Source organism: Schaalia sp. ORNL0103, from assembly GCF_019429565.1.
GTDB lineage: Bacteria > Actinomycetota > Actinomycetes > Actinomycetales > Actinomycetaceae > Pauljensenia.
In genome coordinates, this window is sequence record NZ_JAHXSA010000001.1 from 1,374,270 (window position 1) to 1,400,798 (window position 26,529).

Annotated in this window: 25 protein-coding genes and 1 tRNA gene; 8 read left to right on the plus strand and 18 right to left on the minus strand. The window is 65.6% G+C overall.

Translation table 11 applies throughout. The annotated features are described in order from the left end of the window. Positions 1 to 72: 72 nt before the first annotated feature. The 4 genes from JJJ16_RS06025 to JJJ16_RS06040 form a co-directional block, all read right to left on the minus strand. Positions 73 to 795 (minus strand): hypothetical protein, encoded by a 723-nt coding sequence (locus JJJ16_RS06025; RefSeq protein WP_219751752.1) that lies wholly within the window; start codon positions 793 to 795, stop codon positions 73 to 75. A gap of 111 nt (positions 796 to 906) precedes the next feature. Continuing rightward, positions 907 to 1,581: a hypothetical protein gene (locus tag JJJ16_RS06030; protein ID WP_219751753.1), complete on the minus strand. Its 675-nt coding sequence runs from the start codon at positions 1,579 to 1,581 to the stop codon at positions 907 to 909. 174 nt (positions 1,582 to 1,755) lie between these two features. After that, entirely contained in the window at positions 1,756 to 2,838 is a 1,083-nt protein-coding gene (ychF, locus tag JJJ16_RS06035) for a redox-regulated ATPase YchF (protein WP_219751754.1), read from the minus strand. Positions 2,839 to 2,875: 37 nt separating this feature from the next. Continuing rightward, positions 2,876 to 3,943, minus strand: a complete 1,068-nt coding sequence (locus tag JJJ16_RS06040; protein ID WP_219751755.1) for a 4-hydroxy-3-methylbut-2-enyl diphosphate reductase — start codon at positions 3,941 to 3,943, stop codon at positions 2,876 to 2,878. 129 nt (positions 3,944 to 4,072) lie between these two features. Between JJJ16_RS06040 and xseA the strand changes: the two genes are divergently transcribed. From xseA to JJJ16_RS06055, 3 genes are read left to right on the plus strand one after another with little or no spacing between them, the layout of a single operon-like run. Beyond that, entirely contained in the window at positions 4,073 to 5,401 is a 1,329-nt protein-coding gene (gene xseA, locus JJJ16_RS06045; RefSeq protein ID WP_219751756.1) for an exodeoxyribonuclease VII large subunit, read from the plus strand. A gap of 57 nt (positions 5,402 to 5,458) precedes the next feature. After that, on the plus strand, positions 5,459 to 5,689 hold the full coding sequence (locus JJJ16_RS06050) for an exodeoxyribonuclease VII small subunit (protein ID WP_034465426.1): 231 nt from the start codon (positions 5,459 to 5,461) through the stop codon (positions 5,687 to 5,689). Positions 5,690 to 5,734: 45 nt separating this feature from the next. Further along, on the plus strand, positions 5,735 to 6,670 hold the full coding sequence (locus JJJ16_RS06055; RefSeq protein WP_219751757.1) for a carbohydrate kinase family protein: 936 nt from the start codon (positions 5,735 to 5,737) through the stop codon (positions 6,668 to 6,670). Between the two features lie 79 nt (positions 6,671 to 6,749). On the opposite strand, the gene JJJ16_RS06060 is transcribed toward JJJ16_RS06055, so the two are convergent. Then, positions 6,750 to 7,511: an isoprenyl transferase gene (locus JJJ16_RS06060; protein ID WP_003790290.1), complete on the minus strand. Its 762-nt coding sequence runs from the start codon at positions 7,509 to 7,511 to the stop codon at positions 6,750 to 6,752. A 187-nt stretch (positions 7,512 to 7,698) separates the two neighbouring features. On the opposite strand from JJJ16_RS06060, the gene trhA reads away from it, so the two are divergent. The 3 genes from trhA (at position 7,699) to JJJ16_RS06075 (ending at position 10,362) form a co-directional block, all read left to right on the plus strand. Next, entirely contained in the window at positions 7,699 to 8,382 is a 684-nt protein-coding gene (gene trhA / locus JJJ16_RS06065; RefSeq protein WP_009054548.1) for a PAQR family membrane homeostasis protein TrhA, read from the plus strand. 115 nt (positions 8,383 to 8,497) lie between these two features. Beyond that, positions 8,498 to 8,977: a transcription elongation factor GreA gene (gene greA / locus JJJ16_RS06070; RefSeq protein ID WP_009054526.1), complete on the plus strand. Its 480-nt coding sequence runs from the start codon at positions 8,498 to 8,500 to the stop codon at positions 8,975 to 8,977. Positions 8,978 to 9,249: 272 nt separating this feature from the next. Continuing rightward, positions 9,250 to 10,362, plus strand: a complete 1,113-nt coding sequence (locus JJJ16_RS06075; RefSeq protein WP_219750917.1) for an IS1249 family transposase — start codon at positions 9,250 to 9,252, stop codon at positions 10,360 to 10,362. A gap of 54 nt (positions 10,363 to 10,416) precedes the next feature. On the opposite strand, the gene JJJ16_RS06080 is transcribed toward JJJ16_RS06075, so the two are convergent. Continuing rightward, positions 10,417 to 11,901 (minus strand): AI-2E family transporter, encoded by a 1,485-nt coding sequence (locus JJJ16_RS06080; protein WP_219751758.1) that lies wholly within the window; start codon positions 11,899 to 11,901, stop codon positions 10,417 to 10,419. A gap of 99 nt (positions 11,902 to 12,000) precedes the next feature. Between JJJ16_RS06080 and msrA the strand changes: the two genes are divergently transcribed. Beyond that, a complete protein-coding gene (msrA, locus tag JJJ16_RS06085; RefSeq protein ID WP_219751759.1) occupies positions 12,001 to 12,627 on the plus strand; it encodes a peptide-methionine (S)-S-oxide reductase MsrA in 627 nt (208 codons plus the stop codon). A gap of 66 nt (positions 12,628 to 12,693) precedes the next feature. Here msrA and JJJ16_RS06090 read toward each other — a convergent pair whose 3' ends face one another. The 12 genes from JJJ16_RS06090 to galK all read right to left on the minus strand — a co-directional run bounded on the left by JJJ16_RS06090 (position 12,694) and on the right by galK (position 25,355). Further along, positions 12,694 to 13,092 (minus strand): FKBP-type peptidyl-prolyl cis-trans isomerase, encoded by a 399-nt coding sequence (locus tag JJJ16_RS06090; RefSeq protein ID WP_219751760.1) that lies wholly within the window; start codon positions 13,090 to 13,092, stop codon positions 12,694 to 12,696. Positions 13,093 to 13,128: 36 nt separating this feature from the next. Continuing rightward, positions 13,129 to 14,109 (minus strand): Bax inhibitor-1/YccA family membrane protein, encoded by a 981-nt coding sequence (locus JJJ16_RS06095; RefSeq protein ID WP_219751761.1) that lies wholly within the window; start codon positions 14,107 to 14,109, stop codon positions 13,129 to 13,131. A 155-nt stretch (positions 14,110 to 14,264) separates the two neighbouring features. Further along, positions 14,265 to 14,338: transfer RNA gene (locus tag JJJ16_RS06100), tRNA-Leu, on the minus strand. A gap of 52 nt (positions 14,339 to 14,390) precedes the next feature. Continuing rightward, on the minus strand, positions 14,391 to 15,359 hold the full coding sequence (locus JJJ16_RS06105) for a Ppx/GppA phosphatase family protein (RefSeq protein ID WP_219751762.1): 969 nt from the start codon (positions 15,357 to 15,359) through the stop codon (positions 14,391 to 14,393). Between the two features lie 61 nt (positions 15,360 to 15,420). After that, entirely contained in the window at positions 15,421 to 15,930 is a 510-nt protein-coding gene (locus JJJ16_RS06110) for a DUF501 domain-containing protein (RefSeq protein ID WP_060565693.1), read from the minus strand. Then, on the minus strand, positions 15,927 to 16,688 hold the full coding sequence (locus JJJ16_RS06115; RefSeq protein ID WP_219751763.1) for an FtsB family cell division protein: 762 nt from the start codon (positions 16,686 to 16,688) through the stop codon (positions 15,927 to 15,929). The genes JJJ16_RS06110 and JJJ16_RS06115 overlap by 4 nt, the downstream gene beginning before the upstream one ends. Before the next feature lie 107 nt (positions 16,689 to 16,795). Continuing rightward, the gene (gene eno / locus JJJ16_RS06120; RefSeq protein ID WP_034463897.1) at positions 16,796 to 18,073 is read right to left on the minus strand and encodes a phosphopyruvate hydratase; all 1,278 of its coding nucleotides are present in this window, start codon (positions 18,071 to 18,073) and stop codon (positions 16,796 to 16,798) included. Positions 18,074 to 18,255: 182 nt separating this feature from the next. Then, positions 18,256 to 18,858, minus strand: coding sequence for a hypothetical protein (locus JJJ16_RS06125; RefSeq protein ID WP_219752010.1), 603 nt, complete (start codon positions 18,856 to 18,858; stop codon positions 18,256 to 18,258). 54 nt (positions 18,859 to 18,912) lie between these two features. Then, the gene (gene mfd / locus JJJ16_RS06130) at positions 18,913 to 22,497 is read right to left on the minus strand and encodes a transcription-repair coupling factor (protein WP_219751764.1); all 3,585 of its coding nucleotides are present in this window, start codon (positions 22,495 to 22,497) and stop codon (positions 18,913 to 18,915) included. Positions 22,498 to 22,550: 53 nt separating this feature from the next. Then, on the minus strand, positions 22,551 to 23,153 hold the full coding sequence (gene pth, locus JJJ16_RS06135; protein WP_034497462.1) for an aminoacyl-tRNA hydrolase: 603 nt from the start codon (positions 23,151 to 23,153) through the stop codon (positions 22,551 to 22,553). Continuing rightward, the gene (locus tag JJJ16_RS06140; RefSeq protein ID WP_219751765.1) at positions 23,143 to 24,006 is read right to left on the minus strand and encodes an SGNH/GDSL hydrolase family protein; all 864 of its coding nucleotides are present in this window, start codon (positions 24,004 to 24,006) and stop codon (positions 23,143 to 23,145) included. The genes pth and JJJ16_RS06140 overlap by 11 nt, the downstream gene beginning before the upstream one ends. Positions 24,007 to 24,107: 101 nt before the next feature. Beyond that, positions 24,108 to 25,355 (minus strand): galactokinase, encoded by a 1,248-nt coding sequence (galK, locus tag JJJ16_RS06145; RefSeq protein ID WP_219751766.1) that lies wholly within the window; start codon positions 25,353 to 25,355, stop codon positions 24,108 to 24,110. 132 nt (positions 25,356 to 25,487) lie between these two features. Between galK and JJJ16_RS06150 the strand changes: the two genes are divergently transcribed. Next, entirely contained in the window at positions 25,488 to 26,036 is a 549-nt protein-coding gene (locus JJJ16_RS06150) for a 2'-5' RNA ligase family protein (RefSeq protein ID WP_219751767.1), read from the plus strand. The last annotated feature ends 493 nt before the right edge of the window (positions 26,037 to 26,529 follow it).

Sequence of the window (26,529 nt, forward strand, 5' to 3'; positions counted from 1 at the left end):
GATTGCAGAGGTTGAACGAGTCACTTCCACCTTCATCTCTTGGTGTACGTAACGCCTAATTGGCCGCGGGCGCTAAACCCAACCAAGCGCCTTCGCCACCGCAACAGTCGCGGTTAGCAGTGCTTGTCCACCTGCATTGCCAACCGCGTCAGTCACACACTGACGCACCCATTTCAACGCCCCTGTTACTGCAGGCGAGAATGCAGGTTCGCGCCCTTCAACAGCATCTTCTAAGGTATTCGCCGCTTCACGGAGGGAAGATGCCCGAGGTTCAGACGCACCCCGCGCATCCTGACGAAGAGCCCCAACGAGCGCTTGTAGATCATCTCCGCTCAGCTCCTGCCCATAAATGACGAATTGTTCCCCACCGACATTAATTGGACCGTTGACATTACCAATAGAACCGATGGATATGTTCGGTCGAATCTCTCTATTCATGATCAGCTCCCATGATTTCTGAGTCAATGCCAACGTCATTGGCGCATAGTTCATCATAATCTCGAACACTCCCAAGCCGTTCGGCACAGAGACAAGACCCCGCATGACCATCCAACGACAGAGGTAAATCCACTCAGAGTCATTCAGTCCAGAATTCAGCCAATAGCTAGGACGAAATTGGACTGACACACCCGCTTCTGGCGCATTTTCAAACAGATCCTCAACTACCAGCCATGACAACTCTTCACATCGTTCTTCTGATAGCCAAGCCCGGTTGACCATCTTCCATCTCCACCAAAAAAATGCCACAAATGCAATAAGGATGAGAAGCTGTAGCCACCACACAAGAGACGACATTGTCTTCCTTTCTAAGAAACATCCATCTCAACTCGCACAACAATCCGAAGCGAGTTGGTCATCATCTCCGCTCAATACAATGCAGTTCCAGAGCCTTTACCAACTTCAATCTCACGGAAGCAGCTTCAGAGCAGGAAGCTTCTTTGCAGAATTCTTGCTCCTCACAGGCTCCGGCCACTCCGGAATGTCCTCACTGGTTCCACCAAAAGCGAGAATCGTCTGAGCAACAAGATCAATGGAGGCTTGAAAGAATCCTTCCACTCCCATGAGCCTCATTGAAACGCCCTCCTTGAGATCCCATAGCGCACCAGAGGCATTCGAGGCAGAAAATGGGTCACCGCCATGTGCGAGACGGTCGCGCAAGTCCTTCATGTCACGTAGGTAATTCCGTAAACTTTCGCCTTCAAAAACGACCCATCGAGAATAATTGCCAGAGTGACAGGGATTCACAGGTACCCTGGTACGCACTCCCCACTCACGAGTGAACAGGCGCACTCTGTGACTTTCACCAGCAGACCTCAATTTGTCGGGGTTAAGCGATAGGACCCTGGTTTGCTTAGGATCTTCAAGCACCTCATTGAAAAAACCCTCCGTCGCTGCATAAATCATTACGAAGATCCCCCAACGCAAAGCAGCTTTTTTCTTCCCAGATTTATCAGCCCAGCCGGAAGGCAATTTCTCAAGATCGCGACGGAGGTTTATTAGGAGAGCCAACTCACGTAGCGATTCCGCATGCTGATGAGCCGCGCCAAGTACTTGCTGAAGTTCAACACTCGGCCTTTCCACTTCATACCCCCTTTGGCCTGATGATTAAACACAGCCTAAGCTGTCAAACTTAAATCTGCATGCTTAAGAACAAGGAAAATTCTGGTCACATTGCGCTCATCGCTTTGGTCCACTACAACGGCAAAGCCGGGCCACACTCTCGCGCGACCCGGCCACTGCCTCGTTCAGAAACGATCAGACGTTGAAGCGGAACTCCACAACGTCTCCGTCTTCCATCACGTAGTCCTTGCCTTCCATGCGGACCTTGCCGGCGGCCTTCGCGGCGGCCATGGAGCCGGCCTCGACCAGGTCGTCGTAGGAGACGACCTCGGCCTTGATGAAGCCCTTCTCGAAGTCCGTGTGGATGACGCCGGCAGCCTTGGGGGCGGTGTCGCCCTTGTGGATCGTCCAGGCGCGCGCTTCCTTCTCACCGGCGGTGAGGTAGGTCTGCAGGCCGAGCGTGTCGAAGCCGACGCGGGCCAGCTTGTCCAGGCCGGACTCGTCCTGGCCGGATTCGGCGAGCATCTCGCGGGCGTCCTCGTCGTCCAGTTCGACCAGCTCGGCCTCGAACTGGGCGTCCAGGAAGATGGCCTCCGCGGGCGCAACGAGGGCGCGCAGTTCGTCCTTCATCTCTTCGTTGTCCATCTCGGCGGCGTCCATGTTGAACACGAAGATGAAGGGCTTGGAGGTCATGAGCTGGAAGGTGCGCAGCGCGTCCTGGTCCAGCTTGGCGCCCTCGGGGCCGGACAGCAGCTCGCCGCGCTCCAGCAGCTCCAACGCCGCTCGGGCGGTCTCGAGGACGATCGGCTCGGTCTTCTTACCGCGCACCTCCTTCTCGAGGCGCGGGATCTGCTTCTCGACGGTCTGCATGTCGGCGAGGATCAGCTCAGTCTTGATGGTCTCGATGTCCGAGGCCGGGTCCACCTTGCCGTCGACGTGCACGACGTCGGGGTCGGAGAAGGCGCGCGTGACCTGGCAGATCGCGTCGGCCTCGCGGATGTTGGCGAGGAACTGGTTGCCAAGGCCCTCACCCTCGGAGGCGCCGCGCACGATGCCGGCGATGTCCACGAAGGACACGGTGGCGGGCAGGATGCGCTGGGAACCGAAGATCTCCGCGAGCTTGTTCAGGCGCGGGTCGGGCAGGGGGACGACGCCGACGTTAGGCTCGATGGTCGCGAAGGGGTAGTTCGCGGCGAGCACGGTCGCGCGGGTCAGGGCGTTGAACAGGGTGGACTTGCCGACGTTGGGCAGTCCAGCGATACCGATAGTAAGAGACACGCCCCCATCCTATCGGAGCAGGCCCGGTGGTGTTGCCCTACTTCGTGTGGTTTGGCCCGGCGACGCGGGGCGCGTGGGGGCGCGCGGGCGCCATGCCGGCCTTCTTCAGGTCGGCGCGCAGGTCGCGGGGCAGCGCGAAGGTCGTCGATTCGGTTTCGGTGCGGGCCACCTCGACGGTGGGGAATCCGCGCTCCTGCAGCCATTCGATGACTTCGCGCACGAGGATCTCGGGCACGGACGCGCCGGAGGTGAGGCCCACGGTGCGGGCCCCCTCGAACCAGGATTCCTCGAGCTCGTTGGCCTTGTCGACGCGGTAGGCGGCGCCGGCCCCGGCCTCGAGCGCGACCTCAACGAGACGCACGGAGTTCGAGGAGTTCGCCGAGCCGACGACAACCATGACGTCCACCTGGGGCGCGATATGCTTAACGGCGCCTTGGCGGTTCTGGGTGGCGTAGCAGATGTCGTCCGACGGCGGGTCAATGAGCTGCGGGAAGCGCTGGCGCAGGCGGTCGACGGTCTCGCGGGTCTCGTCGACGGAGAGCGTGGTCTGGGAGATCCACACGACGCGCGAGGGGTCGCGCACGACGACGTTATCGACCTCGTCGGGGGTGCCGACGACCTGGATGTGATCGGGGGCCTCGCCAAACGTGCCCTCGACCTCCTCGTGGCCCTGATGGCCCACCAGGATGATGTCGTAGTCTTCCTTCGCGAAGCGCACGGCCTCGCGGTGCACCTTGGTCACGAGCGGGCAGGTCGCGTCGATCGTGGCGAGGTGGCGGGTGGCGGCAGCCTCGTGGACGGCCGGGGAGACGCCGTGCGCGGAGAAGACGACGCGGGCACCCTCGGGCACCTCGTCGGTCTCCTGGACGAAGATCGCGCCGCGCTTGGTCAGCGACTCGACGACGAACTTGTTGTGGACGATCTCCTTGCGCACGTACACGGGCGCGCCGTAGAGCTCAAGGGCTTTTTCGACGACGTCGACGGCTCGGTCCACGCCGGCGCAGTATCCGCGGGGAGCCGCCAAGAGGATGCGGCCGCTGCCCTCACCGTGGGAGGAGGGCAGGGGGGATTCGGCGCTGGCGCGCAGGTCGACGTTTTCATTCATGCGTCCACCCTAGCGCCCGGGGTGGCGTGCGTGCGCGCGCTCGTGGCAATCCCACACGCTCCTCATCGACGAGGCCTTGGCGGTCCACAGGCGTACGGTGCGGCAGCGCGGAGGGGACTTTCCTGTGGCATGCTGAGTGGCGTGACATTGCCTCTTTCCCCTGCTGCGCCACCTCCGGGCAGCTCGCCCCAGCCTCGTCCGCCCGCCGCGAAGGCGGCTGATACGACGCGGGATAATCCGTGGCCGCTGCGCAGGCTGACGGAGAACATCAAGGTGTACGTGGACCGCATGAGCCCCCTGTGGGTGGAGGGCCAGGTCGTCGAGTACAAGGTGCGCCCGGGCGCGAAAATGCACTTCTTGACGCTGCGCGACTTGGAGACGGACACGTCGATGACGGTGACCGCGTGGGCGGGCGTCATGGATTCCACGCCCCTGACCGAGGGCGCGCGCGTGGTGACGCGCGTGAAGCCGGTGTTCTGGGAGCGTTCGGGCCGACTCAACCTGCAGGCCGCGGAGATTCACCTGCAGGGCGTGGGCGACCTGCTGGCCCAGATCGAGGCGCTGCGTGCCCGCCTGGCCGCCGAGGGCCTGTTCGCCGATGCGCGCAAGAAGCCGCTGCCGTTCCTGCCCCGCACGATCGGCCTGATCTGCGGTCGCAACGCGAAGGCGAAGGACGACGTGGTCGTCAACGCATCGGACCGCTGGCCCAGCGCGCGTTTTGAGATCCGCGAGGTCGCCGTGCAGGGCGATCACTGCGTGCCCGAGGTGGGACGCGCCCTCCTCGAGCTGGACGCCATGGACGACGTGGACGTCATCGTCATCGCGCGCGGCGGCGGCGCGGTCGAAGACCTCCTCCCCTTCTCCGACGAGCGCCTCGTGCGCGCCGTCGCGGATGCCCGCACGCCCATCGTCTCCGCGATCGGCCACGAGGGGGATTCTCCCCTGCTGGACCTGGTCGCCGACTACCGGGCCTCAACCCCGACGGATGCGGCTCGCCGCATCGTGCCGGACCGCGCCCGCGAGCGCGACGGCATCTCTCAGGCGCTGACCCGCATGCGCGGAGCGCTGGGCGCGCGCCTGGCGACGGAGCGTTCGAACCTGACGCTCATCGCGTCGCGGCCGGTGCTCCAGGGCCCGGAGGCCATCGTCGAGGGGCACCGCGTGGCCCTCACACAGCGGGTCACGGCGATGCGATCGGCGATCGAGCGTCGGCTCGCCTCGGAGCGCCAGCAGCTCACTCGCTCGCGCGCGACGCTGACGGCCCTATCCCCGCAGGCGACGCTGGACCGCGGCTACGCGCTGCTGAAGACTCCCTCCGGCGCGCTCATCACCTCCTCGGCCCAGGTCAAGAAGGGCGACCTCATCGAAGGCATCCTCGCGTCGGGCCGCATGGTCGCCCAGGTCGTCGGAGCCACGAACCCCGCTCCGCCCGCTGACACCCCCGACGCAGGCGCCTGACGCTCAGGGCCCGCCCCGGCCTCGTCCCACGAACCCCAGACTCAAAGGAACACAGACATGACCACGAACGACCAGCTCCCCGATCCCCAGTCCCTCGGCTACGAGGAGGCGCGCGACGAGCTCGTGCGCATCGTCCAGACCCTCGAGGGCGGACAGGCACCCCTCGAGGACACTCTCACGATGTGGGAACGCGGCGAGGCCTTGGCAGCCCGTTGTTCGCAGATCCTGGATGGAGCCCAGGAACGTCTTTCTGGACGCGCCACCACGCCCTCCCCCGAAGCGCGCTAATCTAAAATTCACAGATTTACCCGCGCCCCCAGGTGAGGAGACGTCATGACGGTGCAATCTCAGCCCCACGTGCTCGCGATCGGCGAGGCGCTCATCGATGTCGTCATCACGCACGAGCAGCCTGAATGTCCCTCCGAGATCCCGGGTGGCTCGCCCGCGAACGTCGCCCTGACGCTGGGGCGCCTCGGCCGTCCGGTGGCGCTGGCGACCTGGTTCGGCGCGGATACGCGCGGCCGCCTCATCGACTTCCATATGAACGATTCGGGCGTGTACATCACCCCGGCGTCGCGCGGTGCCTCGCACACGTCGACGGCCCTAGCGCGCCTGGATGAAAACGGCGCGGCCTCCTACACCTTCGACCTTGAGTGGGCACCGACCGCCCCGATTGAGGTCCCAGAGACCGCGCAGATCATCGAGGCCGGTTCGATCTCCGCGATCATCGAGCCCGGCGCCTCCGCCGTCCTCGACGCACTGGCCCGTGGCCGCGAGTACGCGCTCATCTTCTTCGACCCGAACGCGCGCCCCTCGATCATGGGCGAACCCGCGGCCGCACTCGCCTCACTCGAGCGTTTCATCACCCTCGCGGACGTCGTCAAGGTCTCAGACGAAGACATCGAGTGGTTGACGGGCGGCGTGCCGATCGACAAGGTCGTGAATCGTTGGCTGGGCATGGGCCCCTCCCTCGTGGTCGTCACGCGCGGCAAGCACGGCAGCGACGTCGCCACAGCCTCGGGCCTGCGCTTCACGAAGACCCCGAGCGACGTCAAGGTTGTCGACACGGTCGGCGCGGGTGACTCTTTCATGGGCGGCATGATCGACGCCATGTGGGGCATGGGCCTGCGAGATGCGGACGCGCGCGAGGCACTGCGCACCCTTCCCGAGGAGCAGGTCCGCACCATCATCGACCGCGCCAGCGCCGTCTCCGACGTGACCGTCTCACGCAAGGGCGCGAACCCGCCCTGGGCGCACGAGCTCTCCTAAGAAGGCCACACTAGACGAGGCCGGTCCCCACGACGGGGCCGGCCTCGTTCATCGAACGCGCGGCACGATTGGCGCGCGTTTACTTGCCCATGCGGCGCTCGCGCTGCGCGTAGGAGCGCAGGGCGCGCAGGAAGTCCACGCGGCGGAAGTCGGGCCAGTAGACCTCGCAAAAGTAGTACTCAGAGTGCACGGACTGCCACAGCATGAAGCCCGACAGACGCTGCTCGCCCGAGGTACGGATGACGAGGTCGGGGTCGGGCTGGTCCTTCGTGTACAGGTGCGCGGTGATATCCGCGTCGGTGAAGGAGTCGGCGAGCTCGTCGAGGGTGCGCCCCTGGGCCGACGCCTCGCGCATCATGGAGCGCACGGCCTCGGTAATCTCGTGTCGGCCACCGTAGCCGACCGCGATATTGACGGTCATTCCCTGCACGTCGGCGGTACGCGCGACGGACGCACGCAGGTCCTCGGACACCTTCTCGGGCAGCAGGGACAGGTCGCCGACCACTGCGAGCTTCCAGCGTCCCTGGTCCGCCAGGAGGGAAACGGCCTCGCAGATGATGCGCAGCAGCTCGCCCAGCTCGCCGGCATCGCGCGAGAGATTATCGGTGGACAGGAGCCACAGCGTCACGATCGACACACCCGCGTCGTCGGACCACTGGAGGAACTCGCTGATTTTTCCGGCGCCAGCGCGGTGTCCCTGCGAGGCGGTCGCGCCCAGGGACTTCGCCCAGCGGCGGTTACCGTCCAGGATCACGCCAATGTGTGCGGGCACGGCGGCATCAGACAGCTCGGCTTTGAGGCGACGCTCATACATGTCGTAGAGCATGTTCCACTGGGCCATGATGTCCCTCCTGCTACTGTCGCACCCTGCGGCGCGGCGTACTCTTATGACATTAAGGGTATCGCGCCGTAGGACGGCAGGGAAACACAAGTACTCTCGGAGTGCGAGAACACGCCTATCGCAACAAGTTACGGCGTAGTAACCTACGGACTCGTAAGAAATGTTGACAGGTTGACAGGGGGAACAGATGAAGATCGCATCGCTCACGCCCAAGGAATGGTTCTCGGGCCAGCTCGTGCAGATCAAGCCCAAGCTGCGCGGCTGGCTGCACCTGGGCGCCGCCCCGCTGTCCCTGGCCGCGTCCATCGTCCTCGTCTGCCTGGCACCCACGACTCCGACGAAGATCGGATCCGCCGTCTACCTGGCGTGCTCCCTCATCCTCTTCGGGGTCTCGGCCGCCTACCACCGCTTCTACTGGGCCCCGCGCTGGGAAATCATGTGGAAGCGCCTCGACCACTCCAACATCTTCCTGCTCATTGCGGGCACCTACACGCCGATCACAATCGCGCTCCTGGACCGCTTTGACGCCACCGTTCTCCTCTCAGTCGTCTGGGGCGGAGCAGTCGTCGGTATCCTCCTCAACCTCTTCTGGCCCACCGCACCACGCTGGCTGACTACCCTCGTCTACGTCGCGCTCGGATGGGTCGCGGTCTGGTACCTACCCCAGCTGTGGGCGGGCGGTGGCCCCATCGTCGTGTGGCTGATCGTCGCCGGAGGCGTCCTGTACACGCTCGGCGCGGTCGTCTACGGCACCAAGAAGCCCGACCCCTCCCCCACCTGGTTCGGCTTCCACGAGATCTTCCACGCCTTCACTGTCGCCGCGTGGGCCTGCCACTGCGTCGCCGTCTACCTGGCGGTCCTGAATTCCTGACGCGCCGCCCGGCTAGGCTGCACTCATGGCCAGGCGCAATGTTGCTACACTCAACACCATGCGCGTCGGCACCCGTGTGTCGGCGCTCGATTACTGACACGTCATTGGAGGAACCATGGCTGACACACAGTGGCTCACGCAGGCCCAGTACGACCTGCTCGCAAACGAGCTGAAGGAGCGCGTCGAGGTCAAGCGCGTCGAGATCGCGCGCCTCATCGATGCCGCCCGCCAGGAAGGCGACCTGCGCGAGAACGGCGGCTACCACGCCGCGCGCAACGAGCAGTCCATGAACGAGACCCGCATCCAGGCCCTCCAGGAAATGCTGGAGCACGCCGAGGTGGGCGAGACCCCCGCCGACGACGGCATCGTCGAGCCCGGCATGGTCGTCACCGCCCTGGTTGCGGGCCGCGAGCAGAAGTTCCTGCTTGGTTCGCGCGACGCCGGCGGCGACCTGGGCATTCAGGTCTTCTCCGCACAGGCTCCCCTGGGCGCCGCCGTCATCGGCCACAAGGCCGGCGACAAGCTCTCCTTCGAGGCCCCCACGGGCCGCATGATCGAGGTCGAGATCCTCGACGCCAAGCCCTTCGAAGGCTGAGTCCAGAGTCGGCGAGGCCCACGCGACCTCGCCCCTCAATCAACGCGAAGCGGGTCCCACCAACCGGTGGGACCCGCTCTTGCATATGGGGTTATAGGACAAAACGTGTTGGTTTTGTAGTGACTTTTCGGCTTGTTAGTGCGGAAAAATCGGTATTGAAGTTGGTGAGAGCCAACTTGAAGGATGGACAAAACGTGTTGGTTTTGTAGCGACTTTTCGGCTTGCTGGTGCGGGAAAATCCACATTGAAGTTGGTTGTTTCATCGTGGGGGTATGAATACCCCGAAATGCCCGGCGTGCGGGCGCGTGATGACCAGGTATGGGCACTCAGCGTCAGGGGCGCAGCGATGGCGCTGCTCCCTGTGCAATATCAGCCAGGTCAGCCGCATTAATTCCACGGCGAAGCATCTTGATGAGTTCTTGGCCTGGCTGCTCAGTCGGCGCCGTCAGGCGGATTTACCTGGTGGGGGACGCTCGTTTCGCAGGCGCTGTGAGCCATTGTGGCAGTTATGGCCGTTTAGCCCGATCGTCGATGAGGTTCATGACGTCATCTTCGTTGACGGTATCCACCTGGGCCGAGGTGCCGTGGTTCTCATCGCCCAAACACCTGATCATGTGCTGGGTTGGTACGCGGCTAGGAGCGAGAATTCCCGTGCCTGGGAAGCGCTCATGAGCCGGATCGCGCCACCGGCCCTGGTTGTCACTGACGGGGGCAGTGGGTTCGCGAAAGCCTGCAAGAGAATCTGGCCGACCACGCGCATCCAACGCTGCACCTTCCACGCGTATTGCCGTATTCGCCAAGCCACTACAACGCGCCCCAAACTGGCGGCCTCACAAGGTTTATACGCTCTTGGGCAACAACTCTTGCACGTGGAGGGCCGAGAAGAAGCTCAGGAATGGATCGGTGCCTACCAGGGGTGGTGCACGCGCTGGAAGGACTTCTTGGAGGAGAAAACACGCAGGCCTGACGGAGGATGGGAATACACCCACGACAGGCTTGTACGGGCTCGTAACAGTCTCAACAAGCTCATCAGGCAAGGCCTGTTGTTCACGTACCTGGACCCCACCTGGGACCACCCGATGCCTGCAACAACCAACCAGATCGAAAGCACGAACGCGCGCCTACGCCAGATGCTGCGCGATCACCGTGGCATGCGCCTAACCCGACGCATGAAAGCCGTGTTTTGGTGGTGCTACACCCACTCTGCGCACCCACAGCCAGCAGCCCGCATCCTCGCCACCATGCCCACCGACGCAGACCTCGAAAACGCCTGGCAACAAGCCGCGCAAAACCACCAAGCCACCGCCATCATCCCCGGCTGGGGCGACGCAATTTGCTGGAACGAACTCCACCACACCACCCCCTACCACAACACCTGGGACTAACCCCTCAACCAACACGTTTTGTCCTATAACCCTGCATATGCGTCTGAGGAAGCCCTAGGCCTCCACGTGGGGCATCGGAGGCTCCCCCAGCTTCTGCTTTTCAGCAGCCAGAGTCTCCTCCCGGGTCGCGTCCCCCTCCGACTCAACGCGGGCCTCGACGTGAAGATCCACAGACGCCACGACCTCGTCCTCGCTCGACTCCGCGCGAGCCACGTAGGGACGCGTGTCGGGCTTACCGGCGTAGGAGGCTGCGATCTCCTCCTCGAGGGCGCCGGGAGGACCACCCGGGCGATCCGACGCGGTCGCGAGCTCGGGCATCGGGTCATACCCGTGCAGGTACATGACGGTCGCATTGATGAACGCCGCAATCGGCACCGAGAAGACCGCACCAGCGATACCAGCGATCGCCGAACCCGCGGTAATGACGAGCATGACGGCGACGGGGTGCAGGGACACCGCGTTCGACATCATGAAGGGCTGCAGAATGTTGGATTCAACCTGCTGGACGACCAGGATGATCACCAGCATGATGATGGCCTTCGTCAGGCCACCGTTCACGGCCGCCACCAGCACCGCGATGACACCGGACGTCAGAGCACCCAGAATGGGCACGAACGCGGCGAAGAATGTGATGACACCGATCGGAATAGCCAGGGGCACGCCCAGGAAGAACGCGCCCAGCGCGATACCGATCGCGTCGATGGCCGCCACCTGGATCTGCGTGCGCACGTAGGAGCCGAAGGTCGCCCAGCCGCGGATTGCGCTCTCATGAACGGGGACACGAGCGGGCGCGGGAAGCAGACGCACGCACCACAGCCAGATCGAGCGGCCCTCTTTCAGGAAGAAGAACAGACAGAAGAGCATCGTCAGGCCGGACGTGGCCAGCGTGCCCACTGACGAGGTGATACTGAGAGCCCCAGTCGCCAGCGTCTCCTTGTTGGTGTTGAGCCAGCTGACCAACTCGGAACGCAGCTGCTCGGCCGCGGCGGTCAGAACGGTCGTGTCGATCTTGAGGGGGCCGTTCTGCAGGAACTCATTGTGCAGGATCGCATCGAGCAGGGCACGGAAACCCTCGGCGGCCTGCGTGGCCAACTGCGGGACCTGCTGGATGAGTTCGGCGGCGGCCTGGCTGAGCGCACCGGCGACAGCCGCAAAGAAGACGAGCAGGCCGACGGTCGCAGCCAGAGACGAAGGGAAGTGCAGGCGCCTGCGCATCCATGACACGAGGGGTTCGAGGAGGACCGTCACCGTCAGCGCAATCGCAACCGGCATGATGACGATCGTCAGGCGCGCAATGCCCCACAGCACCGCCATGACCAGGCCAGCGACGACCAGAGTGCGCCACGAGAACGCCGCAGCCACGCGCAGGGTGCGCGGGACGGCCACGGCGACATCGCGCTCGTCTTCGTGCTCCTCGCGTACCGACACCATGACGGGTGCGGGCGTCGGTTCATCAGTGTGCTTCGTGGGCAGCGCCGCAGAAAGCCTGCCCATGAGGTCGGATAGTTTCCAGCGCGGCTGTTCCTGAGTATCGGCCACGGTCCCTCCTTTTCATTCTTCCCTAAGCATACCCGCCCACTCCCCCATTTCCGTCCGCGCACCGCGCCATGTACGCACACGAAGCGCATGCTGTCAGATATGAGAAATATCTTCACGCTCGCGCAGACGGATGTTCATCCCACAACGCACGCGGTCCTTGGTTCGAACATGAGGGCCGAGGCCGGGACAGGCCAGGAGGTCATCTACCTGGCCGCTGGGTGTTTCTGGGGCGTCGAGAAGGCCCTGTGGAATACGCCCGGCGTCGTCACCACGGCGACGGGCTACATGGGCGGGCATTCGCCCAACCCGACGTACGAGCAGGTGTGCTCACATTCGACGGGTCACGCGGAGACCGTGCGCGTCGTCTTCGATACCGCGCTCACCAGCGCTGCTGACCTGGTTCGGCTCTTCTTTGAGATCCACGATCCCACGCAGGTGGGCGGCCAGGGCAACGACATCGGCGACCAGTACCGCTCTGCGATCTGGACGACCACTGAGAGCCAACTGCACGACGCGACGGCTCTGCGAGCGGCCTACCAGGAGGTGCTCACCGAACGGGGATTCGGCCCGATCCAGACCGACATTTCTGCCGCACCCGACGGGGACTCCACCGCGCGCTTCTGGTACGCGGAGGACTACCACCAGCAGTACCTCTTCAAGAACCCGGGCGGCTACGAGTGCCACGCCCGCACGGGTATCGCCTGCCCGGCTCTCCCCCACGAGTAGCCCACGCGTGACACAGATGTGGGGCGGGCCGGCACGTTTGTGCCGGCCCGCCCCACATGCGTGAGATCAGTTCACGCCCAGGATGTCGGTGACGAACACGAGGGTCGCGCCGCCGGGGATGCCCGCCTGCGGGACGCCACGCTCACCGTAGCCGAGTTCAGCGGGGATGGACAGCAGGACGCGGTCGCCCACGCGCTTGCCCACGAGGCCCTCATCCCAGCCGGGGATGACCATGCCGACGCCGATCTGGAAAGACAGGGCGCCGCCGCGGTCGAAGGAGTTATCGAAGTCCGCCTTCGAGCCGAAGACCGCGCCGTAGTAGTGGCAGGTGATGGTGTCGCCGGCCTCGACGACCTGGCCGTCACCGGCGTGCAGGACCTCGACGACGAGCTCGTCGGAGGGGGTTCCGTCGAAGGAGAGGACGGGCTTACGGCCGAATTCGCCGGTCACAGAGATGTTTTCCATAATGTCTTTCCTTAAGGGTTTCAGTGAGGCGGCACGTCAGTCGCGGCGCATGAAGTAGGACAGGATCTTGAGGATCTCAAGGTAGATCCAGATGACATCGGTCATGATCGCGAAGGTGCACAGCCACGAGTACTTCTCAGGCACGTTGTTGGCGACGCCGACCTTGACGGCATCAAAGTCGCGCACGAGGCACAGCACGCCGAAGAAGACCGCGAGGACGCCGATGATGATGCCGAGCGGAATACCGAAGATGGGGGTGTTACGAACGGCCGTCATATTCACGAGGCCAGTGCCCGACAGGAACAGGCTCGCCATGTAGTAGATGAAGAACGCGAAGGAGCCGATGCCCGCAACTCGGGTGAGCGTATTCGAGTTGCGCACGAAGCCCATCGTGAAGGCACCCAGGGTCACACCAATCACCACGAGGGTCGCCAGAACTGCGCTCGCCACGATGCCCGGGTACATCATTTCGAAGGCGCAGGACAGCGCGCCGAGAACAAAGCCCTCAATGAGCGAGTAGGCGACGATCGCACCCGGGCGGACCTTCTTCGAGAACTGGATGAACAGACCCAGGCCCAGCGTCACGGCACAAGCAGCGAAGGCCACGAGCATGGCAGCGCTCAGCGCAACGACGCCCGTCATCCATCCGGCGACCGCGCCCACGAGGAGCAGGCCGAAGCACATGAGGGACTTGACCACGACGTCGTCGTAGGTCATCGTTCCACGATCCACCGCGTCGGCCGCGGGAGCATTCATCATCGCCTCGTACGAGGCCATCTGCTCCTCGTAACCGGACGGAGCCGAGTAGGCGCTGGGGTTACCCTGCGGAGCGCCGTAGACCGGCTGCCCCGAATAGTCGACACCCTGCTGGGTGCCGTACGGGTTGGTCGCACCCGCGTAGGGGTTCTGCGCCTGCGCCGAAGCAGGCTGGTACCCCGGCATCTCGGGGTAGCCGGCGGGAGTCGTCGACTGGGTCGACCAGTCCTTGACGATCGAATTCATCACCGGGTTGGCCATTTTTCCTCCTCATTCAGTGATGCAGTGCCTCTAGTGTCGCACGAGGCATCCACGGGTGGGAAACGTACCATTATGCGCGCAGCGCAACGCGGCGTCCACACGCGCAGCGAGTTCCACGAACTGGCCACGGCCTCGTCGATGACGCCGCTGGTCTGTACCCCCGGTGGGACTCGAACCCACAACACACCGATTTTAAGTCGGTTGCCTCTGCCAATTGGGCCACGGGGGCGCGCACGCGCACGTCCAGCCTACGGGAGGCTGGCGTCCGCCTCAAGCTCCGCTCAGATCATCGCCTGTGCGATGCCGTCGAGGATGTCATGCTCGGAGGTGACGACCTGCTCGATCGGGTGCCCGGCGGCCTCGGCGCGCGCCAGCACGCGCGTGACGATGCGGCTCCAGATGAGCGCGCCCGCCGCGATGACGTCCTCGCGTCCCTCGGGCATGAAGCCCAGGGAGGCCTTCACGGAGGTTGGCTGATCGACCATGAAGCGCACGGCTTCCTCGAACTGGGCGGCACTCAGGCGGGCTCCGTGGATGCGCTCGGGCTGGTAGGAGGTGAGCCCCAGCGCCTGGGCCGTCAGGGTGGTCACCGTGCCCGCGACGCCCACGAGGGAGCGCACGCGCGCCAGGTCCACGGACTTTTCCGCGCCGTCCAGCTGCTCATCGATCCACGCGATCGCGCGCTCCTGGTCCTCGACGGGCACTCCGCCTGCCGGATCCACGTGGGAGAAGAACTTCTCGGTGACGCGCACGGCACCCATGTCGATCGAAATCGCCTGTTCGACGCGGGTCGCACCCAGCACCAGCTCGGTCGACCCACCGCCGATATCGACGACCAGCATCGGGGCGGTGACGGACTCGCCCAAGCCACTCACCGCGCCATTGAAGGACAGTGAGGCTTCCTCCGTGCCGACGACGACCTCGGGCTCCACTCCGATGACGGCCTTGATCTGGCGGACGAAGTCCGCGCTGTTGGACGCGTCGCGTGTCGCAGAGGTCGCCACAAAACGGGTGCGGGTCGCACCCAGGGCCTCGATCATGCGCTGGTACTCGACCGCGGCCTCCACCGTGCGCTCGATCGCCGCGGGGTCCAGGTAGCCGCGCGCATCCACGCCCTGCCCCAGACGCACGATGCGCATCTGGCGGGTTAGATCAGACAGGTGAGGGCGGCCGTCCTCGCCGATATGTCCATCGGCGACGAGCAATCGGATCGAATTGGTTCCACAGTCAATGGCAGCTACGCGGGTCATCGCTTCGTTTCTACAGGGGTGAGTCCCGGACGAGGCCGGGGCGGGCACGGGCAAAAAGCGCTCAGCAGGAGCAACGGGAGGTGGAGAACAGGCCACGCTCGTCGAGCATCGCGAGCGCGCGGTCCCCAATCGGGTTCACGCCGGGGCCGGCGGCCAGAGAGTGGCCGACGAGGGCGTGCAGGCACTTGACGCGCGTGGGCATTCCGCCAGCGCTCACGCCCGAAATCTCCGGAACGTCACCCAGGGTCAGGCGCGCCTGAATGTAGGCCTCGTGGGCGCGCGCATAGGCGGCGCGCAGCTCCTCATCGGCGGCGAGTTCCTCGTTGAGGGTCTCCATGACGTGCTCGGCCTCAAGCGTGGAAGCGCCCTTCACTGCCGCCGGGTGCGTCAGGTAGTAGGTCGTGGGGAACGGCGTCCCGTCAGGCAGGCGCGGCGCGGTGGCCACAACCGTGGGCCGACCGCAGACGCAGCGCGCAGCGATACCAACGACCCCTCGGGGCACGCGGCCCAGCTGGGAACGCAGGACCTCCAGGTCCTCTTCAGTGGCATCGGTGGTGTTAACGAGGCTCATTCTCCGCTTTCTTGGCTGGTTGTGGGGGCCTGGCCCGACTGGCTGGTCTCAGCCGACGGGATAGGCGTCGCGCTCGGCGGCTGGTCCGCCTTCCCCACTAGGATACCGAGCTGCTGCACCCAGGGGCGCGCCGGTCCGGTGGAAGCCGCTGCGGCCGCCAGCGCCGAGTCCTGGTATTGCGGCCCCGGATCCACCACCGTGTATTGGGTCTCACCGGGGCGAACGAATCCGAGGCGCTCGCGCGCCTGCGTGGAGATGTAGTCGGGGTCATTCCACAGGTCGAGCTGACGCTGCATGTCGGCGTTCTTCTGCTGTTGCTCGGCGACCTGCGTCTTGATCTGTGCGAGTTCACGCTCCTGCTGCCACCACTGGTAGAGGCTGGGCACCAGCATGACCGACAGGATCGCGGCGACGATCAGGACGACGAGAAGTCGCGTGGACACGTCGAGGCCACCGATGGACAGGACCGAGGAGCCCTCCGCGGCGGGACGTACAAACGAAGAACGCGAAGTGCCCTTCTCAGCGCCCTTATTCCTGCGGAAAAAGCTGCGCTTTGCGCCCTCATTCTTCTGCGCACCCCGCGCCGACTTCTGGTGCTTCGCCGAGGCCTCGGCCCCCTTGGAGGACTTCGAAGCCTTCGCGGCTGCCCTTCGCTGGCGCGACTTTTCCGCGTTAATCTCACGCGTCGTACGCGCTGCCTCCGAAGCGGAGGAGCGACGACGCGAGGAGGGGCGGGAAGAAGGACGACGGCTAGCCATTCTTCTATCGTGCCCTAAGTTGACGTCTTTGGCTCAGCCCCACGCCGAAAAAACTCCGCGCGGACCCTTTCGGGCCCGCGCGGAGCTATGCGGCTAGTTGCCTAGGCTCACTTGAAGCGAGGGAAGGCAGAGCGGCCGGCGTAAACGGCGGCCTCGCCCAGCTGCTCCTCGATGCGCAGCAGCTGGTTGTACTTGGCGACGCGCTCGGAACGAGCGGGAGCACCGGTCTTGATCTGGCCGGAGTTGGTGGCGACAGCCAGGTCGGCGATCGTGGTGTCCTCGGTCTCGCCGGAGCGGTGCGAGGTCATCGAACGGTAGCCGTTGCGGTGCGCTTCCTCGACGGCGTCGAGGGTCTCGGTCAGCGAACCGATCTGGTTCACCTTGACGAGCAGCGCGTTCGCGGCGCCCAGCTCGATGCCCTTCTTCAGGCGAGCGGGGTTGGTGACGAACAGGTCGTCGCCGACCAGCTGGACGCGGCCGCCGATCTCGGAGGTCAGGGCCTTCCAGGCGTCCCACTCGTCCTCGGACAGCGGATCCTCGATGGAGACCAGCGGGTAGTTCGAGATGAGCTTCTCGTAGTACTCCACCATGTAGTCGGTCGAGCGGCCTTCGCCCTCGAACTGGTACAGGCCATCCTTGAAGAACTCGCTGGAAGCAACGTCCAGGGCCAGGGCGACGTCCTCGCCCGGCTTGAAGCCGGCCTTCTCGATCGCGGAGACGATCAGGTCGAGGGCCTCAGCGTTGGAGTCCAGGTTGGGGGCGAAGCCGCCCTCGTCGCCCAGACCGGTGGACAGACCGCGGTCCTTCACGACGCCCTTGAGCGTGTGGTAGACCTCGGCGCCCCAGCGCAGAGCCTCACGGAAGGAGGGAGCGCCGATGGGGGCGATCATGAACTCCTGGATGTCAACGTTGGAGTCCGCGTGGGAGCCACCGTTGAGGATGTTCATCATGGGGACGGGCAGGACGTGAGCGTTCGGGCCGCCCAGGTACTTGTAGAGGGGCAGGTCCGCGTACTTCGCGGCGGCCTTGGCGACGGCGAGGGAGACGCCGAGGATGGCGTTCGCGCCGAGCTTGCCCTTGTTGGGGGTGCCGTCCAGGTCGATCATGGCCTGGTCAATGTAGCGCTGATCGTCAGCTTCCTCGCCGATGAGCTCGGGGGCGATCTGCTCGACGACGGCGTCAACGGCGTCCTGGACGCCCTTGCCGAGGTAGCGGCCCTTGTCGCCATCGCGACGCTCGACGGCCTCGAACGCGCCGGTGGACGCGCCGGAGGGAACGGACGCGCGCGCAGCGGTGCCGTCCTCGAGGACGACCTCGACCTCAACGGTCGGGTTACCGCGCGAGTCGAGGATCTCGCGTGCACCAATGCCTTCAATAACTGCCACGTCATTCTCCAATCGATGTTGTTGCGTGGAAGCGGTCAGTACAACGGTAATACGGACCGCCATATGTGGTCACCCCCGGCGAGGGGGACGTTGTGGTTTTTGGGGCTATCAACCCCGGTTATGTGCCCGGACAAGCGACATTAGTCCCTGCCGGAGGCGCTGTGAGCGAATACTCACAACACTCAGTGAGCGTTGCCGCCCAGGAGCGCTGCCATAGGATCGTCCTTGGCTCCAGATACGGCGTCACCAAAGAGTGGCATAGTCGGGGCCTGACCTCCGCCCAGGGACGGCTGCGGGAAGCGCGGGTTGATAGTGACGGAGGACGCTTCCTGGTATTGGGCAACAGCAGCATCCACCGAACCCTCCAGCGTCGGATCCTGTTGAAGCTTCATGTTGATCAGGTCCGCGAGCACGTTGTTTTCCAGAAGGACACGAGTGACACGCCCCATCTGGGCGGGCATAACGCCACCACTACGCTGCACCATCTGCTGCACGAAGGCGTCAACCTGCGCGTCCGTCACGCTCACGCCCACAGCTGCACCAGCAGCCACGAGCAGGTCATGATTCGCAAGACCCTTGCGGATCGCGTAGCCAATATCCGTACTCTTCGAAGCCTTCATGTCAAAGAGCTGCTGGGCAGCTTCCTCAACTTCCGCGTTCGAATACGTAACGCCCGACGAGGTGACCACGGCGGCACCGGGATGGGCGGAGCACGCCCCCATTCCCAGTCCCGCGGCCACAATCAGGGCGGCGGTGGCGAGCTGGCGTGTGTAGCGCACGAGCATTCCTTCCTCAGATGTGTTGCGACGCAATAGGACCAGTGTATTCCACCACAGGCACTACTCGCCAAAAGGCACAAGAATCTTGGTCACCAGAGTCTCCACCCACTCCAGGAGCGGGCCGTCCGTGAGCGGGGAACCCCCGACTCGCGAGGTGAGCGGCAGCGGCACGAGAACCTGGCGAACGGCAGCCTTGATGACCGTTCCGGGGTGCAAACGCTTGAGGCGCATGACCTGGGAATCGCGTAGTTCGACGGGCGAGACGCGCAGGTACTTGCCCTGCGTGACGATCTCGGTAATCCCCGCGCGACGCACGATCTCGCGCAGCCGTGCGACGGCGAAGAGCAGGTCGACCTGGGGCGGGATCGGACCGTATCGGTCGACGAGTTCCTCGCGCACGTCCGCTTCCTGTTCGGGTGTGGAGATGGCCGCAATCTTGGCGTAGACCTCGAGGCGCAGGCGTTCGCCGCGCACGTAGCCGTCGGGAATGTGCGCGTCGACCTGCAGGTCCATGCGCACGTCCGTCTTCTCGGTGGGGGCGTCCCCTCGGTAGGCGGCGACCGCGTCGGAGACCATGCGCACGTAGAGGTCGAAGCCAACACCCTCGACGTGGCCGGACTGGGCCCCACCCAGGAGGTTTCCGGCGCCTCGGATCTCGAGGTCGCGCTGGGCGACGGCCAAGCCGGCCCCCAGCTCGGTGTTCGCGGCGATCGTCTTGAGACGTTCGTGCGCGGTCTCGGTGAGGGCCTTGTCGCCGGGGTAGAAGAAGTACGCGTAGGCGCGTTCGCGGCCTCGTCCAACGCGCCCGCGCAGCTGGTGGAGCTGAGACAGGCCGAAGGTGTCGGCGCGGTCCACGATGAGCGTATTCGCGTTGGAAATGTCCAAGCCGGTCTCGACGATGGTCGTACACACGAGGACGTCGAACTCGTGGTTCCAGAAGTCCTGAATGACGGCCTCGAGCTGGTGCTCGTTCATCTTTCCGTGGGCCGTGCGCACGCGCGCCTCGGGAACCAGCTCGGTGATGTGAGCCGCGACCGAGGAGATCGAGTCGACGCGGTTATGCACGTAGAAGACCTGGCCGTCGCGCAGGAGCTCGCGTCGGATCGCGGCGCTGACCTGGGCGTCCGTGTAGGCGCCGACGAAAGTAAGGACCGGCTGGCGTTCCTCGGGTGGGGTCTGGAGGATCGACATCTCGCGGATGCCGGAGATCGCCATCTCAAGCGTGCGCGGGATCGGGGTGGCCGACATCGACAGGACGTCGACGTCGGTGCGCAGGGCCTTGAGCGTCTCCTTGTGCTCGACGCCAAAGCGCTGCTCCTCGTCGATGATGACGAGGCCGAGCTTCTTGAACGAAACGGTGCCGGTCAACAGCGAGTGCGTGCCGATCACCAGGTCGACCTCGCCCGATGCCAAACCCGCCTTGACCTCCTCGGTTTCCTTCGGGGTCGAGAAGCGCGAGAGTGTGCCGATGCGCACGGGGAAGCCGGCGTAGCGCTCGGCGAAGGTCTCCGCGTGCTGGGTGACCAGCAGGGTCGTGGGCACGAGGACAGCGGCCTGATAGCCGTCCTGGATGGCCTTGAAGGCTGCACGCACGGCGATCTCGGTCTTGCCGTAGCCGACGTCGCCGGTGAGCAGCCGGTCCATGGGGACGGGCTTCTCCATATCGGCCTTGACCTCGTCGATGGTGACGAGCTGGTCGGGGGTCTCGACGTAGGGGAAGGCGTCTTCGAGTTCGCGCTGCCAGGGGGTGTCGGGGCCGAAAGCGTGGCCCTTGGTCTGCTGGCGCACGGCGTACAGGCGGATGAGTTCCTTGGCGACCTCGTTGACGGCCTTCTTCGCGCGGGCCTTGGTCTTGGCCCAGTCGGCGCCGCCCATCTTGGTCAGGGAGGGCTCGTCGGATCCGGTGTACTTGGAGATCTGGTCCAGCGCGTCAGTGGGCACGAAGAGCCGATCAGCGGGCTGGCCGCGCTTGGAGGGCGCGTATTCGATGACCAGGTAGTCGCGCGTCGAGGCGGCGTCCCCGCGACCGATCGACCGGGAGACCAGCTCGATGAAGCGTCCGATGCCGTGCTGGTCGTGGACGATGTAGTCCCCGGGGTGCAGGGTCAGCGGGTCGACGCCCTTGCGCCTACGCGAGGGCATGCGGCGCATGTCGCGCGTGGACGCACCAGCACGCCCGGTGAGGTCGCCTTCGGTGAGGATCGCGACCTTGAGGTGGGGTGCGACGAAACCGACGCCGGCCTGCGCGGTGGTAATGGTTACGAGGCCGGGGTCGGGGCGCGCTTCCACGTTATCCGCGAGCGCGGCCGGGCACGAGGCATCGGTGAGGATGGAGCGGATGCGTCGGCCCGGGCCGGGGCCTTCGGTGGTGACGACGATGCGCCAGCCGTCGCGGGCCAGGTCGGTGAGATCGGCGGCGGCTCGCGCGAAGTCTCCACGGTAGGGGTGTACGTCGCGGGCGCCCACACGCATGAGGGTGGGCGAGACGACGACGGGCGTCGGCCCGTCCGTTGACGGAGAGTCTGCCTCGGCCTCGTCGATCGCGGAGGCGAGGTCGGCGGGCGGCAGGTCGGTGAGCTCCCACCAGGGGCGCTTCCCACTCCCCCACAGGTCGGCCAGGTCGAGGAACGAGGCCTTGGAGGCCTCGAGCGGGGTGTCTGCTCCCCCGGCGGCGGCGCTCCACGCGGCGGCGAGGAACTCCTCGGTCGTGGCGACGAGGTCGGCGGCGCGGGCGCGGATGCGTTCGGGGTCGGATGCGAGGATCGGCGAGCCCGCGGGCAGCAGGTCGAGGAGGGATTCCATGCCACCCACGAGGATCGGAGCGAGGGATTCGATACCGGGGGCGGCGATTCCCTCGGCGGCGAGGCTGAGCATCTCGGCGGCGCCGGGCAGGCGGTCGGCGGCCTCGCGGGCGCGGGCGCGTACGGCCTGGGTGAGGAGAAGCTCGCGGCAGGGGACGGCCCACAGGCCGTCGGCGGCCTCGCCGAGGGTTCGCTGATCGGAGACGGAGAAGGCGCGGATATCGTCGACCTCGTCGCCCCACAGCTCCACGCGCAGGGGGTGGGGTTCCTGGGGCGGGAAGACGTCAAGGATGCCACCGCGCACGCTCATCTGGCCGCGGCCTTCGACCATGTCGACGCGCTCGTAGCCGAGCTCAGCCAGGCGATTCGTGGTCTCGGTGAGGTCGAGAATGTCGCCGGTACGCACGCGCACGGGTTCGAGGTCCGCCAGGCCGGAGATGATCGGCTGGAGGAAGGCGCGGATGGGGACGACGAGGACCGATATCGGACCGGCGCTGTCGTCTCCCTTGATCGGGTGGACGAGGCGGCGCAGGACGGCGATGCGACGCGCCATCGTGTCGACCTGGGGCGAGAGGCGCTCGTGGGGCAGGGTCTCCCACGCGGGCAGCATGGCCACGCCCGGGATCCACGAGGCCAGGGCGTTGGTCAGCGATTCGGCGTCACGCCCGGTGGCCGTGAGGACGACAAGGGGCGTGGCCGCGCGCGAGGCGACGGCCGCAAGGAGAGGCGGCCGGATGCCGACGGGCGCGACGATCGTGCCGGAACGACCGGCTTCGACGGAGTCGATGGCCGTCTCGATCGCGGGATCGGTGGTGATGTCCGGGAGGAGACCGGTAAGTAGCACGCGCTGCCTTTCGCGGTGAGGGTGCGCGGCGACGCCCAGGGGCGCCGCCTCGATCAGGACCCGGTGTGCAGGGCCATCTGGGTGGGGGCGAATCCCTTGGTCACAATGTCTTCGACGACGTCGGCGGCCTGCTCGAAGGTCACGTCCCAGTCGGGGCGTTCCTTGGAAGGCAGGGTGGCGAGCACGTAGTCGGCGGGATCCATGCGCCCCGGCGGGCGGCCAACGCCGATGCGCAGGCGCGCGTAGTCGCGCGTGCCCAGGTGCTGGCTGAGGGACTTCAGGCCGTTATGGCCGCCTTCTCCCCCGCCGACCTTGAGGCGCAGCGTGTGCGCGGGCAGGTCCATGTCGTCGTGGATGACAAGTATGCGCGAGGGCTCGATCTTGTGGAAGGTAGCGAGCGCGCTGATCGGCCCACCGGAGGTGTTCATGTAGCTGTCGGAGCGCGCGAGAATCACTCGGGGTCCAGGCACGCCGCCGGGGCCGATACCTAAGCGAACGTCGGCGGTGTGCGTGCGCGAGCGGTGCGAGGTCAGGGTCGCGCCACCGCGCGAGGCGAGCACATCGAGGGTCAAGTACCCGACGTTGTGTCGGGTGGAGGCATACTGCGCGCCGGGGTTACCTAACCCGACGACGAGCCACGGTCCGTCAGTCGTCATACTCCGATTGTGCCACCCGCGCCGAGAGCATGTCCCACTGGGGGGCATCCTCGACGACGGGGGCTGCCTCACGTCGAGACGTGGCCCACGCGTCGGCGAAGAGCTGAGCCCACTTGGCGTAGGCGGCCGAATTGGGGTGGAAGAAGTCCGCCGCGTGGTAGGCGAACGTGTAGGTCGGCAGGGAGTATTCCTGCGTGAGGGAGCGCAGGTCGACGACGTGCGCGTCGCTGTCGGCGACGGCGTCCGCGATGCGGTCGGACATGTCCTGCGCGCGGCTTTCCTGCGGCATGATGCCGAAAGACGGGATGGTGGAAACCAGGGCATCAGCAGGCAGAGAGGCGAGAACGCGGCGCAGGCGCTCCTCGAACTGTCCGGGTGCCATGTCCTCGGCCATCACGTCGTTGCCGCCGATGGTCAGCGTCACCAGATCGGGGCTGTAGGGCCCATCCAGGAGGCCCAGGCCGCGCATCTGCGGGATCTGGGTGAGTTCCACGGACTCGATCGTGGCCCCGGAGAGGGACAGGTTGAGCAGGAGGACCTCGCGGTCCAGCTGGGCATTGATGGCCGAGGCGAGGCGTGCCGGGTAGGACTCGGTGATGCGAGAGGCGCCCATGCCCTGCACGGACGAATCGCCAAGGGAGACGATGAGGTAGGGACGCTCGCCTTCGGAATGCTCGTCGAGCTGACGCAGGCGGTCCAGGGTCGCCAGGTTGTGGTTCTCCCATGCCTTGCGGTAGTCACCGCGCTGGGAATCCAGCCGCAGGAGGCGTCCAATCGCCAGGCCGCCGCCGAAGAGGCTCGCGCCGCCGGCTGCCGCGCCCGCTACCTGCCATGCTCGTTTGCTGATCCCCATCGGAATGTCCTTCCCTCGTGTCTGCTGGTCCTCAGTGTAACGAGGCCGGGGCCGGTGCTTCAAATGCTGAAGCACCGGCCCCTCGGATTGTCTCAGATCGCTCAGTCCAGGCGTCCGGCGGGAGCTCCCGGGAGGGATCGAATGAAGTGGGGAGGCTCCCAGCCTCGCTCCGCGTAGGCGGCCGCGACGACTCGCGCAACACCCTCCACGGCGTGCGCGTCGACAAGCGCGATCGCGCTACCGCCGAAGCCGCCGCCCGTCATGCGCGCGCCGTGCGCGCCCGCAGCGCGGGCAGCCTCCACGGCCACATCCAGCTCCTCGCAGGAGACCTCGTAGTCGTCGCGCAGCGAGTCGTGCGAATCGTTCAGGAGAGCGCCCGCGACCGCCAGTCGCGTCCCCTCGAGCGGCCCCTCGTCGAGAAGCTCAATGAAGGCGCGCGTGCGCGCGATTTCGGAGACGACGTGGCGCGTGCGGGCAGCCAGGCGCTCGTCACCCAGCGCGGCCGTGGCCTCGTCCAGGTTCTCCACGTCGACGAGCTGTCCCACGCCCAGGATGCGCGCCGACTCCTCGCAGTCCGCGCGGCGCGAGCCATACTGGCCGTCCGCCAGCGAATGCTTGGCACGCGTATCGATAACGAGAAGCTCGAGGCCAACCGCGCTCAGATCGAAGGGAACCTGACGCGTCGACATGTCCCGGCAATCAAGGGCCAGCGCGTGCCCCTCGCTGCATCGCAGCGACGCCGTCTGGTCCAGGCCGCCCGTATTCGCACCCGCCACCTGGTTTTCCGCGGCGCGCGCGGCATCCACGAGCACCTTGCGCCCCTCGTCGTTGGGGGCTTCGATCGTGCCCGCAAGACCCAGCGAGCACACCTCGTCGAGGGCAACCGCGGTCGCACACTCGAGCGCGGCGCTCGATGACAGGCCGCCACCCAGGGGCACGCACGACCACAGAGCCGCGTCAAAACCGGGCAGCGGCCCGTATCCCGCCTGCTCGAGCGCCCACGCGACGCCCGCGAGATACGCGGTCCAATGGTTGGCAACCTCGCCGGGGGTCCCCTTCGGGCCGATCACGTCGAGATCGAGGACATCGATCGCCTCACGGGTCTGCGGCGAAATCAGGCGAATCGTCCGATCCCCGCGTGGCGACAGCGCCACGTAGGCGCGGTGCGGCAGTGCAATCGGAACGCACGGACCACCGTTGTAGTCCACGTGCTCGCCGATGATATTGACGCGCCCGGGCGCGCTCCACACGCCCCGAGGCTCATAGCCAAACGCGTCACGGAACAGGTCTGTGGCCTGCGCGGCCCCTTCATCGGGAGTAGCGGCGTCGGCCCACACGAGATCAGTCACAAGATCCTCCTTGGTCTCACTTCCTCAAGGCTACGTGAACGCCCTCACACCCTTCAAGCGCTACGGCCTCATCGCTGGCGCGCCGACACCCGGTACAGTGGAGCCACCACAACCGCGACACAGGCAGGCCCCATGTTCCTCCCCCAACGACTCCCCGGCCAGGACTGGCTCGGCGTCGTCGTCGCGATCCCCGAACCGTGGGTCACACAGCTCACCGACCTGCGTCTGCGCCTGGGAGACCTGGCAGGATCACGCATCCCCGCGCACATCACGCTGATGCCGCCCACGCCCGTCGCACGAGAAGCGCGCGCCGAGGTCATCGACCACCTGCGCTCCATCGCATCGAGGCACTCCCCTTTCCGCGTCACCCTGTCGGGCACCGATTCCTTCCGCCCCCTCTCCAACGTCGCTTTCATGACGCTGGCCGAAGGCGCCTCCGACTGCACGGACCTCGCCGAGGAGATCCGCTCCGGCCCTCTCGACCACGAGACGCGCTTTCCGTATCACCCTCACGTAACGCTGGCCCAGGACGTTGACGACGTCGCCCTGGACATGGCACTCGACATCGGCGCGACCGTCGAGGCCTCCTGGATCGTTCCCGGATTCCGCCTGGACCGCATCGACCCCTCGGGCATCTACTCCTCAATGGCACTGTTCGACTTCGACGCGTCTGGGCACTGACTTCCTACCAGGCTGTCGCCCGCTCTTTTCGCTGCTACTTTCCGCGCGGCAGGATCCCTGTCCGCCCGCTCATCACGCGCTCATCACGCACTCATCACGCACTCATCACGCGCTGGTGTTCCGGGCGCCGAATGGCCCGGCCGTGGGGCCGGGCTGCTTCGTGTGGCCGTGGGCGGCGGCCCGCCCGCGAGACGTCCGCGCCGCGAGCTTCGCTCGGCGCGTCGTCTCGAAGCCCGGCCAGGCCCCGCCACCGCCCACGGGCACCGCAGCCAGGCCTTCCTGTCCCTCCGGCGCCCTCCATACCGGCGCTCTCCTTACTGCGAGTAGCCAGCCCAAGCCACACCACCATCTGCAAGCACCGCCAGGACCCACAGCCCCATCTTCGGGGCATTATCCGGATAGGTTGCGCGCACGCGGATAGGTTATCCACATCCGGATAGGTTATTAAGCTATCCGGATGTTCGTTACCTATCCAGATGTGTATTGACCCCCG

Bases quoted from the DNA above. Each gene is read 5' to 3' on its own strand.
- JJJ16_RS06025 (WP_219751752.1), bottom strand. From the start codon at position 795: ATGTCGTCTCTTGTGTGGTGGCTACAGCTTCTCATCCTTATTGCATTT.
- JJJ16_RS06040 (WP_219751755.1), bottom strand. From the start codon at position 3,943: ATGAATGAAAACGTCGACCTGCGCGCCAGCGCCGAATCCCCCCTGCCC.
- xseA (WP_219751756.1), top strand. From the start codon at position 4,073: ATGCTGAGTGGCGTGACATTGCCTCTTTCCCCTGCTGCGCCACCTCCG.
- JJJ16_RS06050 (WP_034465426.1), top strand. From the start codon at position 5,459: ATGACCACGAACGACCAGCTCCCCGATCCCCAGTCCCTCGGCTACGAG.
- JJJ16_RS06055 (WP_219751757.1), top strand. From the start codon at position 5,735: ATGACGGTGCAATCTCAGCCCCACGTGCTCGCGATCGGCGAGGCGCTC.
- JJJ16_RS06060 (WP_003790290.1), bottom strand. From the start codon at position 7,511: ATGGCCCAGTGGAACATGCTCTACGACATGTATGAGCGTCGCCTCAAA.
- trhA (WP_009054548.1), top strand. From the start codon at position 7,699: ATGAAGATCGCATCGCTCACGCCCAAGGAATGGTTCTCGGGCCAGCTC.
- greA (WP_009054526.1), top strand. From the start codon at position 8,498: ATGGCTGACACACAGTGGCTCACGCAGGCCCAGTACGACCTGCTCGCA.
- JJJ16_RS06075 (WP_219750917.1), top strand. From the start codon at position 9,250: ATGAATACCCCGAAATGCCCGGCGTGCGGGCGCGTGATGACCAGGTAT.
- msrA (WP_219751759.1), top strand. From the start codon at position 12,001: ATGAGAAATATCTTCACGCTCGCGCAGACGGATGTTCATCCCACAACG.
- JJJ16_RS06090 (WP_219751760.1), bottom strand. From the start codon at position 13,092: ATGGAAAACATCTCTGTGACCGGCGAATTCGGCCGTAAGCCCGTCCTC.
- JJJ16_RS06095 (WP_219751761.1), bottom strand. From the start codon at position 14,109: ATGGCCAACCCGGTGATGAATTCGATCGTCAAGGACTGGTCGACCCAG.
- JJJ16_RS06105 (WP_219751762.1), bottom strand. From the start codon at position 15,359: ATGACCCGCGTAGCTGCCATTGACTGTGGAACCAATTCGATCCGATTG.
- JJJ16_RS06110 (WP_060565693.1), bottom strand. From the start codon at position 15,930: ATGAGCCTCGTTAACACCACCGATGCCACTGAAGAGGACCTGGAGGTC.
- JJJ16_RS06115 (WP_219751763.1), bottom strand. From the start codon at position 16,688: ATGGCTAGCCGTCGTCCTTCTTCCCGCCCCTCCTCGCGTCGTCGCTCC.
- JJJ16_RS06125 (WP_219752010.1), bottom strand. From the start codon at position 18,858: ATGCTCGTGCGCTACACACGCCAGCTCGCCACCGCCGCCCTGATTGTG.
- pth (WP_034497462.1), bottom strand. From the start codon at position 23,153: ATGACGACTGACGGACCGTGGCTCGTCGTCGGGTTAGGTAACCCCGGC.
- JJJ16_RS06140 (WP_219751765.1), bottom strand. From the start codon at position 24,006: ATGGGGATCAGCAAACGAGCATGGCAGGTAGCGGGCGCGGCAGCCGGC.
- JJJ16_RS06150 (WP_219751767.1), top strand. From the start codon at position 25,488: ATGTTCCTCCCCCAACGACTCCCCGGCCAGGACTGGCTCGGCGTCGTC.